The organism is Pseudomonas sp. TH15 (assembly GCF_016651105.1).
GTDB lineage: Bacteria > Pseudomonadota > Gammaproteobacteria > Pseudomonadales > Pseudomonadaceae > Aquipseudomonas.
Map to the genome: position 1 here is coordinate 3,861,111 of NZ_JAEKEL010000001.1, position 17,667 is coordinate 3,878,777.

The following is a 17,667-nucleotide window of genomic DNA, read 5'->3' on the forward strand; positions in this document are numbered from 1 at the left end:
CCGGCTCTGCATAGCAGTGATACACCTGTGGCGAGGGGATTTATCCCCGTTGGGCAGCGAAGCAGCCCCAAAACCTGCAACCCCATTTCTCCAGGCATACCGAGTGTTTTGGGTTCACGACTGCTGCGCAGCCGAGCGGGGATAAATCCCCTCGCCACAGGACATCTCATTGCCACAGCCGACGGCGGCGCCATCCTCGGGGCCACGCGCCACGATCAAAGCGGTGCCGATCCAGCCGGGGTCCTCATGATGAAACCGGTTCTGCATCGGAGTGATACCCCTGTGGCAAGGGGATTTATCCCCGTTGGGCAGCGAAGCAGCCCCAAAACCTGCAACCCCATTTCTCCAGGCATACCGAGTGTTTTGGGTTTACGACTGCTGCGCAGCCGAGCTGGGATAAATCCCCTCGCCACAGGAAATCGCATTGCCACAGCCGGCGGTGGTGCCATCCTCGGGGCCACGTGCCAGGATCAAAGCGCTGCTGATCCAGCCGGGGGCCTCATTATGAAACCGGTTCTGCCTAGGAGTTATACACCTGTGGCGAGGGGATTTATCCCCGTTGGGCAGCGAAGCAGCCCCCAAACCTGCAACCCCATTTCTGCAGGCATACCGAGTGTTTTGGGTTTACGACTGCTGCGCAGCCGAGCGGGGATAAATCCCCTCGCCACAGGGAATTGCACTGCCACAGGACATCTCATTGCCACAGAGAACTCGGGGGACTGCGAAAGATGAGTGCGTTGCCTTACGCCTGGGCCAAGGCGCAGCGGATTTTGTTGTGCGATGGCGTGTTGACGGTGTGCCCGTCGACGCCGGGCTGGTCGATCAGCGAAGCGCGGCGTCAGTTTGGCGCGACCACGATACAGCGCGTGCGCGATGACGAACTGGATGGCTTGCTCGCCAGCGCTTACGCCGACACCGGGAGCGCGGCGGCGGTGGTGGGTGCGGCGGAAAACGAAGTTGATCTCGACCGCCTGATGCAGGACATGCCGGAAATCACTGACCTGCTCGACACCCAGGACGGCGCGCCGGTGATTCGCATGATCAACGCCTTGCTCACCCAGGCCGCGCGGGATGAGGCCAGTGACATCCACATCGAACCCTTCGAAACCCATTCGGTAGTGCGCTATCGCGTTGACGGCACGCTGCGCGACGTGGTCTCGCCGCGCAAGGCGCTGCACGGTGCGCTGGTGTCGCGGATCAAGATCATGGCCCAGCTCGACATCGCCGAAAAACGCCTGCCGCAGGACGGTCGAATCGCCTTGCGCGTGGCCGGGCGGCCAATTGATATCCGCGTTTCAACTGTGCCGACGGGGCATGGCGAAAGGGTGGTGATGCGTTTGCTCGACAAACAGGCCGGGCGTCTGCACCTGGAAACCCTCGGCATGGATGCACAAGTGCTGGCGAAACTCGATCACCTGATCCGCCAGCCCCACGGTATCGTGCTGGTTACCGGCCCCACCGGCAGCGGCAAGACCACCAGCCTCTACGCCGCACTGGCGCGGCTCGATGCGAGTACCAGCAACATCCTCACCGTCGAGGATCCGGTGGAATACGACTTGCCGGGGATCAGCCAGATTCAGGTCAACGCCAAGATCGACATGACCTTCGCCCTGGCGCTGCGGGCGATTCTGCGGCAGGACCCGGACATCATCATGATCGGCGAAATCCGCGATCTGGAAACCGCACAAATCGCCGTGCAGGCTTCGCTGACCGGGCATTTAGTGCTGGCGACCTTGCACACCAACGACGCGGTGTCGGCGGTTAACCGCTTGATCGACATGGGCGTTGAACCGTTTTTGCTGGCCTCATCAATGCTCGGCGTACTCGCGCAACGCTTGGTACGGCGCCTGTGCAATCAGTGCAAACAGGAAGACACGGCGACACCGGGGACATGGCGCCCGGTCGGTTGCGCGGCATGTAATCAAACCGGCTACAGCGGCCGCACCGGCATCCACGAATTGTTCTGCATCGACGACGACATCCGCACCCTGATTCACCAAGGGGCAGGGGAGCAGGCCTTGCGCGCATCAGCCGCGAAAGCCGGGATGTTCAGCCTGCGTGAGGACGGTGAGCGCTGGATTCGCAGCGGCGCCACCGCCCCCGAAGAAATCCTTCGTGTGACACGGGACGCCTGATGAATCGCTATCGTTTTGAAGCTGCCGACGCGACCGGAAAAATCGAATCCGGGCATCTGGAAGCCGACAGTCAAACCGCTGCGTTCAGTGCGTTGCGCGGGCGCGGCCTGACGGCACTCATGGTGCAAAAGGAAAGCAATGTCGCCCAGCACGGCGGTGGTGGACTGTTCAGCGCCAAACTCTCGGACAACGATCTGGCGTGGGCCACGCGGCAATTGGCGAGCCTGCTCGGTGCCAGTCTGCCGCTGGAAGCCGCACTAAGCGCCACGGTCGAACAGGCGGAAAAAAGCACATCGCCCACACCCTAAGCGCCGTACGTGCCGACGTGCGTAGCGGCATGCGTCTGGCGGAATCGCTGGCGTCGCGACCACGGGATTTTCCCGAGATCTACCGTGCGCTGATTGCGGCCGGCGAGGAGTCCGGCGATCTGGCGCAGGTGATGGAGCGACTCGCCGATTACATCGAGGAGCGCAACAATCTGCGCGGCAAGATTCTCACCGCGTTTATCTATCCGGGCGTGGTTGGTCTGGTATCGATCGGCATTGTGATTTTCTTGCTCAGTTACGTGGTGCCGCAGGTGGTCAGCGCGTTTTCCCAAGCACGTCAGGATTTGCCGGGATTAACCCTGGCGATGCTCAATGCCAGCGATTTCATTCGCAGTTGGGGCTGGCTGTGCGCAGGGATCATGGCCGCCAGTTTCTGGAGCTGGCGCCTGTATCTGCGCAATCCGGCGGCGCGTTTGCGTTGGCATCACAGGGTGCTGAAGCTGCCGTTATTCGGGCGTTTCATCCTCGGCCTGAACACCGCCCGTTTCGCCTCGACGCTGGCGATTCTCGGCGGCGCCGGGGTGCCGTTATTAAGGGCACTGGAAGCGGCGCGCCAGACACTGTCCAACGATCGTTTGAGCCTGAGCGTCACTGAGGCCACGGCCAAGGTGCGTGAGGGTGTGAACCTGGCCGCCGCATTGCGCGTGGAAAACGTGTTTCCGCCGGTGCTGATTCATTTGATCGCCAGTGGTGAGAAAACCGGGTCGTTACCGCCGATGCTGGAGCGTGCAGCGCAGACGTTGTCGCGTGATATCGAGCGGCGGGCGATGGGCATGACGGCGCTGCTGGAACCGCTGATGATTGTGGTGATGGGCGGGGTGGTGCTGGTGATTGTGATGGCGGTGCTGTTGCCGATCATTGAGATCAATCAACTGGTCCAGTAGGGGTGTTTCTGAAATATTGATGGTGTCTGGGCCGGCCCCATCGCGAGCAGGCTCGCTCCCACAGGGGAATGCATTTCAAATGTGGGAGCGAGCCTGCTCGCGATGAGGCCAGTCAGAGCAACAAATAATCCAATCTTTTTTCAGAGGCTTCAGCATCACCCGACCCCTGATCAAGCCATCCTCGGGTTCTCCTTTCTGTCATCTGCAACCACCCGCCAACGCCTCCAGCCCGATTCAGCCAAACCCTCGATCCAGACGCTGCGCAGCAGCCGACAAACACCCGAGAAAATCCCTTCAGAAACACCCCGCACCTCCCGAGGTTTTTTCCTTTATCTGTCACCGGAAACTGCGAATTTCTCAGTGCGACTTAACCAAGGCCAACGCTAGCGAGGGCCAGTTGAGTCCTCCCAGTGTCATGCAAGCCATCCGAAACCCTGTGTTCCCAAAACCAGTTGAAAAGGAGATTCTTCATGTTCAAGCGCACTCTGATCGCAGCTTCCCTGACCGTTGCCGCTCTGGCTTCCGCTCAAGCCATGGCCGTTACCGGTGGTGGTGCAACTCTGCCAGCCGCTCTGTACAAAGGTTCTGCCGACAGCATCCTGCCAGCCAACTTCTCCTACGCTGCCATCGGTAGCGGCGGTGGCAAGACTGCCTTCCTGACCAACAATCCAGCCGGCTTCAGCACCACCGGCACTGTGCACTTCGCGGGTAGCGACTCGATCCTCAGCGCTGCGGAACTCAACACCTACACCACCACTTACGGCGCTTCGTACGGCCCGCTGATTCAACTGCCTTCGGTGGCCACTTCGGTTGCCATTCCGTACAAGAAAGCCGGTCAGACTGCACTGAACCTGACCAGCGCTCAGCTGTGCGATGCCTTCTCCGGCGCTAAAACCACTTGGGGTCAGTTGCTTGGCACTGCCGACACCACCCCGATCCGCGTTGTTTATCGCAACGTTTCCAGCGGCACTTCGGAAATCCTCAGCCGTCACTTGAACTCGGTCTGCCCGACCCAGTTTGCTACCAACTCCACCTTCACCAACGCTCGTCTGCCAGCCGGTTCGGCACTGCCGTCGAACTGGGTCGGCGTCGCCAACACTTCCGAAGTCGCCACTACCGTGAACGCTGTTGACGGTTCTATCGGTTATGTCGGTCCGGACGGTGTTGACGCCACCAGCAACGCGGTGGTTGCTCGCGTAAACGGTGTTCAGCCAACCTCGCCAAACGTGACACTGGCGCTGTCTTCGGTTGCTCCTCCGTCGTCTGCAACCGACGCAGCCGATCCGTCGAAATGGTCACCAGTGGTGGCTAACCCGACTTCCGGTTACAAACTGGCTGCCTACACCAACTTCATCTTCGGCCAGTGCTACAAGGATGCAGCCGTGGCCGCTGACGTCAAAGCCTTCCTGACCACCCACTACAGCAACCCGGGCAACAACACCGCGACTCAGGCGCACAAATTCGTTGCCGTACCTACCGCCTGGAAAACCGCTGTAACCGCCAACTTCATCACCAACACCTCGGGCAACAACCTGAACATCAACAACACCACCGTGTGCAACACCATCGGTCGTCCTTTGTAAGCTCAGGCTGTCGTAACAAAAGTGGCGGCAACCTTCGGGTTGCCGTCATTTTTTTGCCCGACTACTCCTCGAACATGAAGTTTGTGTGACATCCGTTCGGTCGCGGCCTTCGCCAACAGCCTATGTCGTAACAGCAGGTTTTTGCAGACCTGCGGCATCTTTGGCAACCAAAGTGTGGCAATCAAAAAGGATCTCGTAGTGATGCTCGCTCGCCCATCCCGTCGTCGTACCCATGTTCTGTCCTCCAAGCGTGAAGCCATGGAGCCGACGCTGTGGCTGCTCAAGCCGTTGGCTCACGCCGTGGCGTTGTGTCTGGTGGCGGGCAGTGCGCAGGCGCAGACGGCGTTCAGTTCGAGCTGGTTTGCCGCCAAGGGCGCCGCGCAGCAAGCTGCAGCAGCACGGCCGAGCGTGGGCGGATTACCGGGGATGACGCCGCCGCTGGCTCAACAACAGAAGGCCAATCAGCAGTTGCAGCGCTCGATCCAGACGTTGAACAACACCGTTGCCGCGATTGCCGCACAACAAGCGGCGCAGGCGGCCGGACGTGCTGCCGCGTTGGGCATGGTGCAGTTTGTGCCGGACGGTTTGGGCGAGGGTGGTTTGAAGGTCGATAACAGCCTGGCTCAGGGTTGGCAGAACGCCAAGGGTCCGCAACAGACCCAGGCTGATGGCAAGACCACTGTGAAGATCGAGCAGACCGCCGACAAGGCAATTCTCAACTGGGAAACCTTCAACGTCGGGCGCAACACCACGGTCGAGTTCGCCCAGCAGTCGAACTGGGCGGTGCTTAACCGGGTCAATGACCCGAGCGCGCGGGCCAGTCAGATTCAGGGCCAGATCAAGGGCGACGGCACGGTGATGCTGATTAACCGCAACGGTATCGTGTTCAGCGGCAGCAGTCAGGTCAACGTGCGCAATCTGGTGGCGGCAGCGGCGAATATCACCGATATCCAGTTCCGCGACCGTGGTCTGTACTTCGACAGCACCGGCACGCAGCCAACGTTCACCGATGCCGCCGGCAAGGTATTGGTGGAACGCGGAGCGTCGATTGAAACCCACAAACCGGCGACTTCAACCGATGCTGGCGGCTACGCCTTGCTGCTCGGCAATGAAGTACAGAACGACGGCAGCATCAATACCGCCAAGGGCCAGACCGTGCTGGCTGCCGGTGACCGTTTCTACATTCGCAAAGGTTCGGGCACCGAGAGTAATGCGCTGTCCACCACCTTCGGTAACGAAGTCATTCCCGGTTTCAAGGCCGGCGCCGTGGCAGGCAAGGTCACCAACAACGGTTTGATCCAGTCCGCCACCGGCGACATCACCCTGACCGGTCATGAAGTGGTGCAGAACGGTGTGTTGCTCGCGAGCACGTCGGTGGCCACGCGCGGCACGATTCACCTGACCAACCCGAGCACCGACAGCAACGGCAGCGTCACGCTGGGGCAGGGCAGCGCCACGGCCATCATGCTCGACAGCAGTGATCTCAGCGCCCTCGACAGCCAGCGCGACGCGAGCCTGACCAATGTCAGCGCGAACAACCGGATCCGTGGCGACCAGTCACGCATCGAGCTGCAGAGCGGCGGCACGGTCGAGTTCCAGAACGGCTCGATCACCTTGGCCACTGGCGGCCAGGTGGCGGTCAGTGCACAACGTCGCAGCGTGGTGCGTGACGGCGCGATGATCGATGTGTCCGGTGCCCTCGGCGTCAAAGTGGCGATGGAAAACAACAGCATCAAGATCAACGTGCAAGGCAACGAGCAGCGCGATGCTTCTGTGAACCGCGAGAAAGGCGCGCTCAACAGCAATGACATCTGGGTCGATGTGCGCGAGCTGGTGTACGTGCCGGCAGGCACCAACGGTTATGCCACCGATCGCTGGTACACGGCAGGCGGTTTGCTCGAAGTTGGCGGTTATCTCGGCACGCAAGGCCATAGCGTTGGCGAGTGGATGGCCCAGGGCGGCACGGTGAGTTTTGCCGGCAACGATGTGGTCACGGAAAAAGGGTCGCTGATCAATCTGTCCGGCGGCACGCTGGATGTGCAGAGCGGCGAGATTCGGCAGAGCTGGCTGCGCGGTGCGGATGGCAAACTTTACGAAGTCTCGCGCGCGCCGGGCGATCTGCTCTACACCGGTCTGTACAAAGGCTATGAGGACAACAGCGAACGCTGGGGCCAGACCAGTTACTTCTACAACCCGTTGATCGCGCCGCGCTCACGCTTCGAGTCGGGTTACACCGTCGGCCGTGACGCCGGGCAGTTGGTGGTCGCCACGGCCAACGCCGTGCTCGACGGGCAGATGATTGGCGAGGTGTATCAGGGCGAGCGGCAGAATCAGGCACCGAAACCGGTGCTCGATGGCTATGAACAGAGCCAGACCGCACTGGCGCGCCGCGCACAGTTGATCGTCGGCAGTTATGACCCGACCTGGGTCGCCGCCGCAAGCGGCCTGTTGTACACGCTAAACCCGACGCTGGAGCAGGTGCAAATTGGCGGCGAACGTCCGCTTGCTGGCAGTGATCTGGACCTGACCGGTGCGGTGTCCGATGCGCGCAAGGGCAAGTTGTATCTCGATAACGATCAACTCAATGGCTTCCGGCTCGGTGCGCTCAAGGTCGCGGCCAGAGATCAGGTTATTGTTGACGGTGCGCTGACGGTCGATAGCGGTGGCGACATCACCCTGTACTCCCCGGACGTGCAGATCGGCGCCGACCTGACCGCGCGTGGCGGTAGCCTGCGCCTGGGCAACGTGTTGAATCAGTTCCTCAGTAGCGACACCGCTGACACTCGGCTCACGGCGAAGGCCGATAAGGCGACGCAGGTAAAAGTGGCCGACGGTGTGCGACTTGATACGCGTGGCGTGTGGAGCAATCTGCGCACCAACCCGGACGACGGCGCCAGTCTTGCGTACTTGAATGGCGGTCTGCTGTCGATCCGCAGCAGTGGTGATATCGATATCGGCGCGGGCAGTCTGCTCGATGTTTCCTCCGGCGGCGCTGTGCTGGCCAACGGCAAGATCCGTGGCGGCAAGGGTGGTGACTTGACGCTGGAATCCAGTGCGATTTCGGCGCCCGGTAAAACCCACCTCGACCTTGCGGGTGAACTGCGTGGCTACGGTGTCACGGGCGGCGGCACGCTGACGGTGCAGGCCAACAAGATCCTCGTTGGCCAGACCGACCAGGCATTGGCCGACAACACCCTGCAACTGTCCGGTGATCTGTTCAGCAAGGGCTTTTCCGCTTACAACCTGATCGGACTGAGCGGGCTGGATGTTGCCGAAGGCACCGCGATTGACATCACCCTGCCGGTGTACCGATTTGGTGATGCCGCGCCGAATCAGGTCAGTGCTGTCGACCCACGGGCGGCGCTCGAGTTGTGGACGCCGACGCTGTTCCAGGAAAACCCGACCAAGGGCCTGCTGACCCAACGCGCCGGCGCCAGCCTGACGTTGCAGGGCGGCGCCAGCCTGATCGGTTTGATCGATGCCGCCAATAGCACGTTGACCCTGGGCCGTGGTTCGCGCATCAGTGTTGATCCGGGGCAGAGCATCAAGCTGCGCGGTGCCGGGCAGATCACCGTCGAAGGTGAACTGAATGCCTGGGGCGGGACGATTGATATTCGTCAGCAACAGTTCGGCTCGATCAACCCGGGCACCTCCAATCAAGTGGCGGATCCGAATGCGCACAACCGTTCGATCTGGATCGGCGAGCAGGCCGTACTGGATGTCGCCGGACGCGCCAATACGGCCATTGATGCCCTGGGGCGCACGTACGGTCAGGTCGGCAAGGGCGGCAGCATCATCATCGGCGGCGAAATAGACGTGAAACTGGCGACGGCCACAGCGGCCGATGCCTATGTCATCGTTCGTCAGGGGGCTCGACTCGATGCGTCCGGCAGCGAAGCTGTTGTCGATATCGCCGGTCAGGGGCCGACCCGCGTTGCAACGGATGGCGGGCGCATCAGCTTGAGTTCCTATAACGGCGTGTTCGCGGAGGGCAGCTTGCGTGCGGCGGCCGGAGGTGTCGGCGCTGCCGGTGGGCGTCTGGAGCTGGCGCTTGAGGCCCCTTTGTACATGGACTCGGCAAGCAATGCGGTGCGCGCGCCGAGGGAAGTCATTATCGGCCAGGGCCCGGGGACACTCGGCTGTCCGCCACTCTGCGACCGGGCGAGGGCGCCGACAGTTTGCGTTACGGACAGACGCGCCTGAGTGCGGATGAGTTGATGGCCGGCGGTTTCGACAACCTGAGCCTGCTGAGCAACGGCTTGTTGTCGTTTGACGGTGACGTCAATCTGCACATGAACCAGAGCCTCAATCTGTATGCCGGGGCGCTCTCGCTGGCAGAAAATTCCAGTGATGTAGCACGTATCGATTTGCGCGCGCCGTACCTGCGCCTGTCCGGTGTCGGTACTTATTTCGATGCCGTCACCATGACGCGGCCACGGGTGACCCTCAACCCCACGAACCGATTGTCGCAGGCTACGTTTAATACATCGGCGAACCTGCTGGATGTGGGCAACGGGCTGTCGTTCGGTACGCAGGGTGCGATCTTGCAACAGCAAGGGCCTGCCGTTGCATACAGTCGCCGGGCATTCGGCCTGGTGTCGCTCGACAGCAGCGGTGACCTGCGTTTTCTCGCGCCCAATGACCGTGCCGAAAGAACCCGGCTGTGGACTCCGGGTGACTTGAATCTCGGTGCGGCGCAAATCTACCCGGCCACGGGCGTCCAGGCCGAAGTGCGCGCCGGCTATCAGGGCGCCGATCGGGCGAACGAACACACCCTGCGGATCAGCGGTCGCGGCACGGCACCTGCGGCGGTGCCTTACTCGGTATTCGGCAGTTTGAACCTGACCGCGGGCACCATTGAGCAGGGCGGGGTCATCCGTGCACCGTTGGGCCTGATCACCCTGGGTGACGATGTCCTGACCACCACACATGAGGTGCGCCTGTTGCCGGGCAGCGTGACGTCGGTCAGCGCCGCCGGGTTGCTCATGCCTTACGGCGGCACCACCGATGACATCGACTATCGCTACAACGACAAGTCTGTCGTCTTGAATGGCATCACCGGCGACACCAATGGCGTGGTCGTCAACTCGCAATACATCGATGTACAAAGTGGTGCGACCCTTGATCTGTCCGGTGGCGGTGACCTTCGCGGTGCCGGTTTCGTGTCCGGGCGTGGCGGCTCCACCGATGCCCGTCTCAATCCGTTGGTACGCAACGCCGCCGACGGCACCTTCAGCTTGCCAGGGCTTGCGAGCAATCCGGTCTACGCCATCGTGCCGGGCAATCAGAGCGTTTATGCGCCGGTGGTGGCAGGAGCCGCTGCAGTGGATCCGCGTGTCGGCCAGCAGATCACCCTTGGCACGGGCGTGCCCGGGCTGGCCGCAGGCACCTACACCTTGTTGCCCTCCAGCTTTGCCCTGTTGCCGGGGGCGTTTCGCGTTGAAGTCAACGGTCAGGCGATCCCGAGCGGCACGACGCGCGCGCTGCAACTGCGCAATGGCTCCTGGACCAGCAGCGGGCAGATGTCGATTGCCAATACCGGTTTGCGTGACAGCCTCGCCAGCCAGGTGATTCTGACCTCTGCCGATGTGTTGCGCCGCTACTCGCAATACAACGAAACCAGCCTGGCCCAATTCATTTACAGCGATGCCGCACGTCGGGGCGTGCCGCGTGCGCTGGCACCCATGGATGGCAAGACGCTGGATTTGCGTCTGAACGCCGGTGGCGAACAAGACATTGCTTTGCTGTTCAACGGGCAGGCGTTGTTCAAGGCCGCCGAGGGAGGCTCGATCGGCACCGCTGTGCTGCGCGGGGGCAATGCCGGCGCGAACTTTGAAATCCTCGGCGCAGGGCATACGCCAACCCCTGACTTCAATGGCGTGTCGGTCTACGCCGACACGCTCAACAATCTCAATGCCGGACGTCTGAGCATCGGTGCGATGCCGAAGGTCCAGTACAACAACGCGGCCAACATCATTGGTTTCGTTGGCACCAGCCAAGACATTGTTTTGCGTGAAGGGGCGATCCTGTCCGCACCGGAAGTGCTCTTGCGCACCACCTCGACTCTTGGTGGCATCACGGTCGAGGCGGGGGCGGGAATCAACACACTGGGACGGGGCGATGTGGCCTACGACTCAACGGCGGGCTTTTTCTATCAGCCTGACCAATCCAGCCTGTTGCTCGCTTCCAACGGCTGGACCCACGTTCTGGCGCCGAAAGCGGCCAGCGGCATTTCCGGCGGCGGCAGCATCCGCATTGGTGTCTGCACAACGGCTGTGTGCAGCAATCCGGCAATCCTTTATTCGAATGGCAGTCTGACGGCCGCCACGGATAATCAATTCGAACTCGACGAAGCGGTGCGCTTCGGCACGCGTCAGCTCGCGCTTTCGGTCGGCTCGGTCAACGCCGGCAGTGCCGAGGCGCTGGCAGCGGCAGGCAGTCGCGTACCGGCGGGGTTGATGCTGAACCAGAACGTGCTCAATCGACTGTTGCGGGGCGATACGCAGTACGGCGCACCGGCGCTGGAAACCTTAAGCCTGACCACTCGCGATGCTTTCAATTTCTACGGCAGCGTGAGCCTCGACACCCTCGATCCGCAGACTGGCCAGAGCAAACTGCAGAATCTGCTGCTGGTCACCCCGGCGATTTATGGCTCGGGCGATGCCAGTGATGTGGCGAGCATCCGCACCGCCAATTTGATCTGGAACGGCGCCACGCAAAGTCCTGGCGGCGTGATCACCGCTGGCGCCGGTACGGGCAGCGGCACGCTGGACATTCAGGCGCAACGCATCGAGTTGGGTTTCGGCCCGATGCCGCAGGCGAGCGGCCTGGATCAGAACAATCGTCTGGCGCTGGGTTTTGCCAACGTCAACCTGACGGCCAGCGACCGCATCACCGCCAACCACAAAGGCAACCTGGCGGTGTATCAGGAGCAGGGCGCTTACGATCCGCTCAAGGGTTACAGCTACAGCGGCGGCAACCTGAATCTGCGTACGCCGTTGCTCACCGGTGAAGCGGCGTCGGTGAGTGTGCTCAAGGCTGGCAACAATCTGACGCTCAGCGGTGGCGGGGCTGCAGGGGCGGCGGACGCCCTGGGTGCCGAGTTGAACCTTGAGGCTCGCAACATCGTGCTCGATAGCCGTATCACCCTGGCCAGCGGCAAGCTGACGGTCAAGTCAGAAGGCGATTTGACCCTGGGCAGCGCTGCGGTGCTGGACATGGCCGGGCGTACGCTGCCGTTCAACGATGTGAACAAATACAGCTGGGGCGGCGACGTGTCGCTGTACAGCGCCAACGGCAACATCCGTCAAGCGGCGGGCTCGCGGATTGACCTGTCGGCGAAGAGCAATCAGGCCGGTAACCTCAGCGCCATTGCGTTGGCCGACGCGGCCGGAACCGTCGATTTGCAGGGTGAAATCCTCGGCGGCAGCAGCGGTTATTACGATGCCGGCGGCACGCTGGTGCCATACAAGGCCGGGGGCGTGGACATTCGCGCGCAAAATCTGGGCGCAGATGCCACCGCGCAGTTCGCCGCGCTTAATCAGCGCCTGAACGCCGGACAGGTGTTCGGCAGCCGCAGCTTGCAGCTCAAGCAAGGCAATCTTGTGATCGGCGATGGCCTCAAGGCCGGTGACATCAATGTCTCGGTGGACAACGGCAGCCTGACCGTGACCGGTTTGGTCGATGCCAGTGGCGAGCGCGTCGGCAACATTCGTCTGTCGGCAAAAAATGCTCTGGCGCTGGCCGGCAACAGCCTGCTCGACGCTCATGGTCGAGTCCTGCGCGTCGACAGCTACGGCAAGATCATCGATGCGCCGAACCGCGCCACGGTGGAACTCAATTCCGGTGAGGGTGTACTCACGCTGGCGTCCGGCGCGCGGATCGACCTGCGTCACGGCACCGATGCGGTGCCCGGTTTCCTTGCCGGGCAACACGATGGAATGCTGCGCGGCACGCTGGAGCTGAACGCGCCGCGTCTGGGCAGTAATGACATCGCCATCGACGCCAGCGGTGCGTTGACCATTCAGGGCGCTCGCTCCATTGGCCTCAACGGTACACGCCGCTACACCGATGCCCGTGATGGCGTCGATCAAGCGGTCAGTGGCCGACCGTATCAAGTGATCGATCAAGCCATGCTCGAGCGCATTCACGGTGACAGCAACACCTTTATCAACGCCGCGCTGGGCAACAGCGATCTGCTGCAACGCAAACTCGCCGGGCTGAACAACGCCACTTACGCCGACGCGTTCCATCTGCGCCCGGGTGTGGAAATCGCCAGCAAGACGGCTGACGGCGACCTGGTGGTGGAGGGCGATCTGGACTTGTCCGGTTATCGCTACGCCAGCCTCAATCCGCACACCCGCTTGAACCCGTCGGTGTATGGCTCTGGTGAGGCCGGTAGCCTGGTCATCCGCGCCGGTGGCAACCTCGATATTTACGGCAGCATCAACGACGGTTTCGCGCCGCCGCCGGAAACTCAGGATGACGCCGGCTGGAAATTGATTGCCGGTGTGCAGCCGTTCGGTGGTGATCTGATCGTGCCGGGCAGCGGTGTTTCGCTGGCTGAAGGGACACAGTTCCCGGTCGGCGTCACGCTCAATTACGACGTGACAATTCAGGGCGCGGTGTTGGCCAGCGGCACGTTGCTGCCGACTCAGGCAGTGTTGGCAGAGGCGTATACCTTTAGCGCCGGCACGGTGTTGGCCGGGGCCATCCATGATGCCAATGGCAACCTGCTGTACGCGGCGGGAACGTTGCTCGGTGACAGTGTGACGGTGCCGGCCAACAGCCGTTTGGGTGCCGGTATCCGTCTGAACAAGGCGACGAGCCTGCAAGCCATGAACTGGCCCAAAGGCGTGCCGTTGCCGGGGGTTTACAACGCCGACCTGCAAAGCGTTTCCGGGGTCAGGCTGAGTGGTTCGCTGGCGTTGCTGCGCGGATCGCTGATTCCTTCCATGACCGACGTGAAACTGGCCGACGGCACTTCACTGATCGAACTGCGGCCGTTCACTGGCGACCAGCAGGGCAAGAACTGGGCGGTGGCCAGCATGCTGCCGGCGGGCAGTGCGTCGTGGTCGATGCGCGTGGTGGCGGGGGCGGATCTTGGTGCTGCCGACAGTCGTACGGTTAGACCGCTGACCCCTGAGGGCAATCTGCGGCTGGCGGATGCTCACTACGGCGTTAAGGTGACGACGTCTGCGGGGAGGCTGGTCTGGGCTGCCGGTAACCAATACGGCTTTCCAGAGTTTGAGCCTGTTTCCGACGATTTTCTTGTCCTGTGCGATATAGAACCGGGTGACTGCGCGCCAATGGCTCGTTGGGTCTGGGCGCCAGGCAGCGGAATGGGCGCCGATTATGAGCCGGTCCCTGACGACTTTCTGGTGCTTTGTGACATCTATCCGGACCTGTGCATCGGCAATAATCCTGGAAAAACTGCCAAGGCCCATACGCAGATGTTCAGCGTCCTGCGCACCGGTACCGGCGATCTCGACCTGATCGCCGCTGGCAACTTGAGCATGGACTCGCCGTTCGGCGTATATACCGCAGGCACCCAGTCAGCCAACGTTGATCCGCTCTACAACCAGAAACGCGGGCATCTCTCGGACAGCAATTCGGTGCTGGGCACGTCGGGTGCTGACTATGAGAAATGGGTCAACGGTGGCGCGGACAGCTTGTATCAAGCCTGGTATCCGCAGATGGGCGGCAACCTGACGATCAACGCCGGGGGCTCGGTTTCCGCCGATTCAGTAGGCAAGAAGGAGCTATCGTCGGGTGGCGGTTTCCGCGAGCAGATTGCCAGCGCGTCAGTGGGTAATTGGCTGTGGCGCCAAGGCACCGGCAACCCGGATGTGCCCACAGCCTGGTGGATCAACTTCGGCAGTTACGCCACTCAGTTGATGACATCCGAGGGCAATACCGAACCGTACCTGGTGGGCTTCACCGGTTTCGGCACCTTGGGCGGCGGTAATATCAGCCTGCGTGCCGGAGGTGACGCCGGTATGCTCAAACCGTTGGGCGATGCCGACAATTATCCGCGCAGCCAAGGCCTCATCGTTGCCGTGGGCAGCACGGGTCGTGTCGCCAGCGATGGCAGCGTGCAGATGACCGGCGGCGGTGATATGGACATTCGCATCGGCGGCGCACTCAACCCATCGCTGCAAGCGCGGGCCGGGGATAACGGGACTCAGCCGCCGAGGCACGACCTGCAAGGCGCGCTGATCAATTTGCGCGGGGCGGCGCAATTGACGGGCGGGGCGCTGGGCGGCATCAATCTGCAATACGGTGCCATTTCACAGTCGCATGATGTCCGTGAAACCCGACCGCTGGATCCTTTCACCTCGACCGCCAGCAACGCTTCCGGTGGTCTGGTGCTGATTCCTGGTGACTCGGGCATGAGCCTCAGCACCCGGGGCGACCTGGTGTTGGGCGGTGCGGCCGATCCCGGTCGGGTGCGTCTGTTCAATGCCTCGCCACTGTTCGATAACAGCGGCAATATTGGTACCGGCGGCATCCTGAGCGGCTTCTCGCTGTGGACCGATCACACAGCCATCGATCTGTTTTCTGCCGGAGGCAATCTCACACCCAGTACTCAGCTGGCGGAGGTTGCAGGGAATCTTACCCCTGTGAGCGGCGCCAATTCCTCGCCCACCGACGGCCGTTTTGTCTATCCGTCGATTCTTCGGGCTGTGGCGGCTCAAGGGTCAATTTATGCCGGTCCGTCGGCGGCATACGGCAAAGGCAACTTCGCGCCGAAAACTGCGTATTCGCTGTTGTTGGCACCTTCGACAGTAGGACAACTCGAACTGCTGGCCGGCGATTCCATTTATGCCGGCGGCTACGCGATCAATCAATCGGGCGCCAGCCCATTGGCCATCACCACGCCTTTCAAACCGGCATTCCAGGCTTTCGCCAGCACTAGCGCCGGGACGCCCCTCGCTAGCAACTACGGCAGCGACGGTGTTAAACCTGAGGCTAATTCGCGTTATCCGTTGTTCGCCTTTGGTCCCAACAGCTATTCCGGATTGAATGACGTGCAGGGGCCGGCACGGTTCTACGCCTTGACCGGCGATCTCGTGGGGATACGCAGTGGCGAAACATTGAGTTTCGGCGTGTCGAAACGTACCTGGTATGAAGCGGCAGGCCCGGTCTGGATGATCGCCGGGCGCGACATCGTGGCGTCAGGGACCAACCTGGGCCAACCGACAATCGTACAGCCTGATGAAATGGGCGTTGGTCGGGAGAACGTCACCTCAAGCGGCAACCTTTTCGTGCATAACGACCCGCGAGACGTATCGCGGGTGTCGGCAGGCCGCGACATTCTTTACAGCAGCTTCGATATTGCCGGGCCGGGCGTCCTCGATATCAATGCCGGGCGCAATATCCTGATGGAGGACCGCGCCAGCATCACCAGCCTTGGCTCGTTGGTGGCCGGCGATAAACAACCGGGCGCCAGCGTGGTATTGCAGGCGGGTGTGGGGGCGCAAGGGCCGGATTACTCCCGGTTCATTGCTCGCTATCTGAATGCGAAAAATCTTGCCAACGCAGAGACGTCGTTGAGCGCGCAACCGGGCAAAGTGGTCAAGACCTACCTCGACGAGCTGCAGAGCTGGCTGACCTTGGGCTACGGCTTCAGCGGTAACGCCGAACAGGCGCAAGCGTTCTACGCCGCGTTGCCAAGTACCGAGCAGGCGATCTTCGCCCGTCAGGTGTACTTCGCCGAACTGCGTGCCGGTGGCCTGGAATACAACGATGTCGATGGCCCGCGCAAAGGCAGTTATTTGCGCGGTCGCAACGCCATTGCCGCGCTGTTCCCGACCACCGATGTGGCCGGCAATCCGATCCGCTATGACGGCGACATCACGCTGTACGGCGGTGCCGGGGTCAAGACGTTGTTCGGCGGCGATATCCAGATGCTCACGCCCGGCGGTGGTCAGGTGTTCGGCATCGAAGGTGCGGCGCCGCCGTCGACGGCGGGGATCATCACCCAAGGCTCGGGCAACATTCAGCTCTACTCCGAGGGCAGCATCCTGCTCGGGCAGAGCCGGATCATGACCACCTTCGGCGGCTCGATTCTCGGCTGGTCGGCCGAGGGCGACATCAACGCCGGTCGCGGTTCGAAAACCACCGTGGTCTACACCCCGCCGAAACGCGCGTACGACACCTGGGGCAACGTGACCCTGTCGCCATCGGTGCCGAGCACCGGTGCCGGTATCGCCACGCTCAACCCGATTGCCGAAGTGGCGCCGGGCGACATCGACCTGATCGCGCCGCTGGGCACCATCGATGCGGGCGAGGCGGGGATTCGCGTCTCGGGCAACGTCAACATCGCTGCGCTGACGGTGGTCAACGCCGCCAACATCTCGGTGCAGGGCAAGGCGACAGGTGTGCCGGTGGTTTCGGCGGTGAATACCGGGGCGATTACTTCGGCCAGCTCCGCCGCGTCGTCGGCGACCCAGGCGGCAGAAGACGTCGCCCGTCAGCAGCAAGCGGCGTCGCGGCAGAATCAGTCCTCGGTCTTCACCGTGCAGGTGCTCAGCTTCGGCAACGAACAACTCGCACCGTCCCGCGATGGCGCCAGCCGCGCACCGGCCCCGGGGTACAACCCGAACAGCCCGGTGCAAGTGTTGGGGGCAGGGGCGCTGGATGAACAGGCGAAGCAGCAGTTGACCGAGGAGGAACGCGGGCAGCTGACGTTGTAAAAGACTCTCGTGTAGTACGTTTGGGCGGCCGTTTGGCCGCC

The 17,667-nt window shown here is 62.1% G+C and carries 2 protein-coding genes and 2 pseudogenes; all 4 read left to right on the forward strand.

From position 1 onward, the window contains the following. The first annotated feature begins 728 nt into the window (after positions 1–728). The 4 genes and pseudogenes from gspE to JFT87_RS17365 all read left to right on the forward strand — a co-directional run bounded on the left by gspE (position 729) and on the right by JFT87_RS17365 (position 17,626). The gene (gspE, locus tag JFT87_RS17350; RefSeq protein ID WP_201203141.1) at positions 729–2,135 is read left to right on the forward strand and encodes a type II secretion system ATPase GspE; all 1,407 of its coding nucleotides are present in this window, start codon (positions 729–731) and stop codon (positions 2,133–2,135) included. Continuing rightward, a pseudogene (gene gspF, locus JFT87_RS17355) lies at positions 2,135–3,345 on the forward strand (type II secretion system inner membrane protein GspF). The gene gspE and the pseudogene gspF overlap by 1 nt, the downstream one beginning before the upstream one ends. A 470-nt stretch (positions 3,346–3,815) precedes the next feature. Further along, positions 3,816–4,928: a substrate-binding domain-containing protein gene (locus JFT87_RS17360; protein WP_201203142.1), complete on the forward strand. Its 1,113-nt coding sequence runs from the start codon at positions 3,816–3,818 to the stop codon at positions 4,926–4,928. A 201-nt stretch (positions 4,929–5,129) separates the two neighbouring features. Next, positions 5,130–17,626: pseudogene (locus tag JFT87_RS17365) on the forward strand (filamentous haemagglutinin family protein). Positions 17,627–17,667: the final 41 nt, after the last annotated feature.

Bases quoted from the DNA above. Each gene is read 5' to 3' on its own strand.
- gspE (WP_201203141.1), top strand. From the start codon at position 729: ATGAGTGCGTTGCCTTACGCCTGGGCCAAGGCGCAGCGGATTTTGTTG.
- JFT87_RS17360 (WP_201203142.1), top strand. From the start codon at position 3,816: ATGTTCAAGCGCACTCTGATCGCAGCTTCCCTGACCGTTGCCGCTCTG.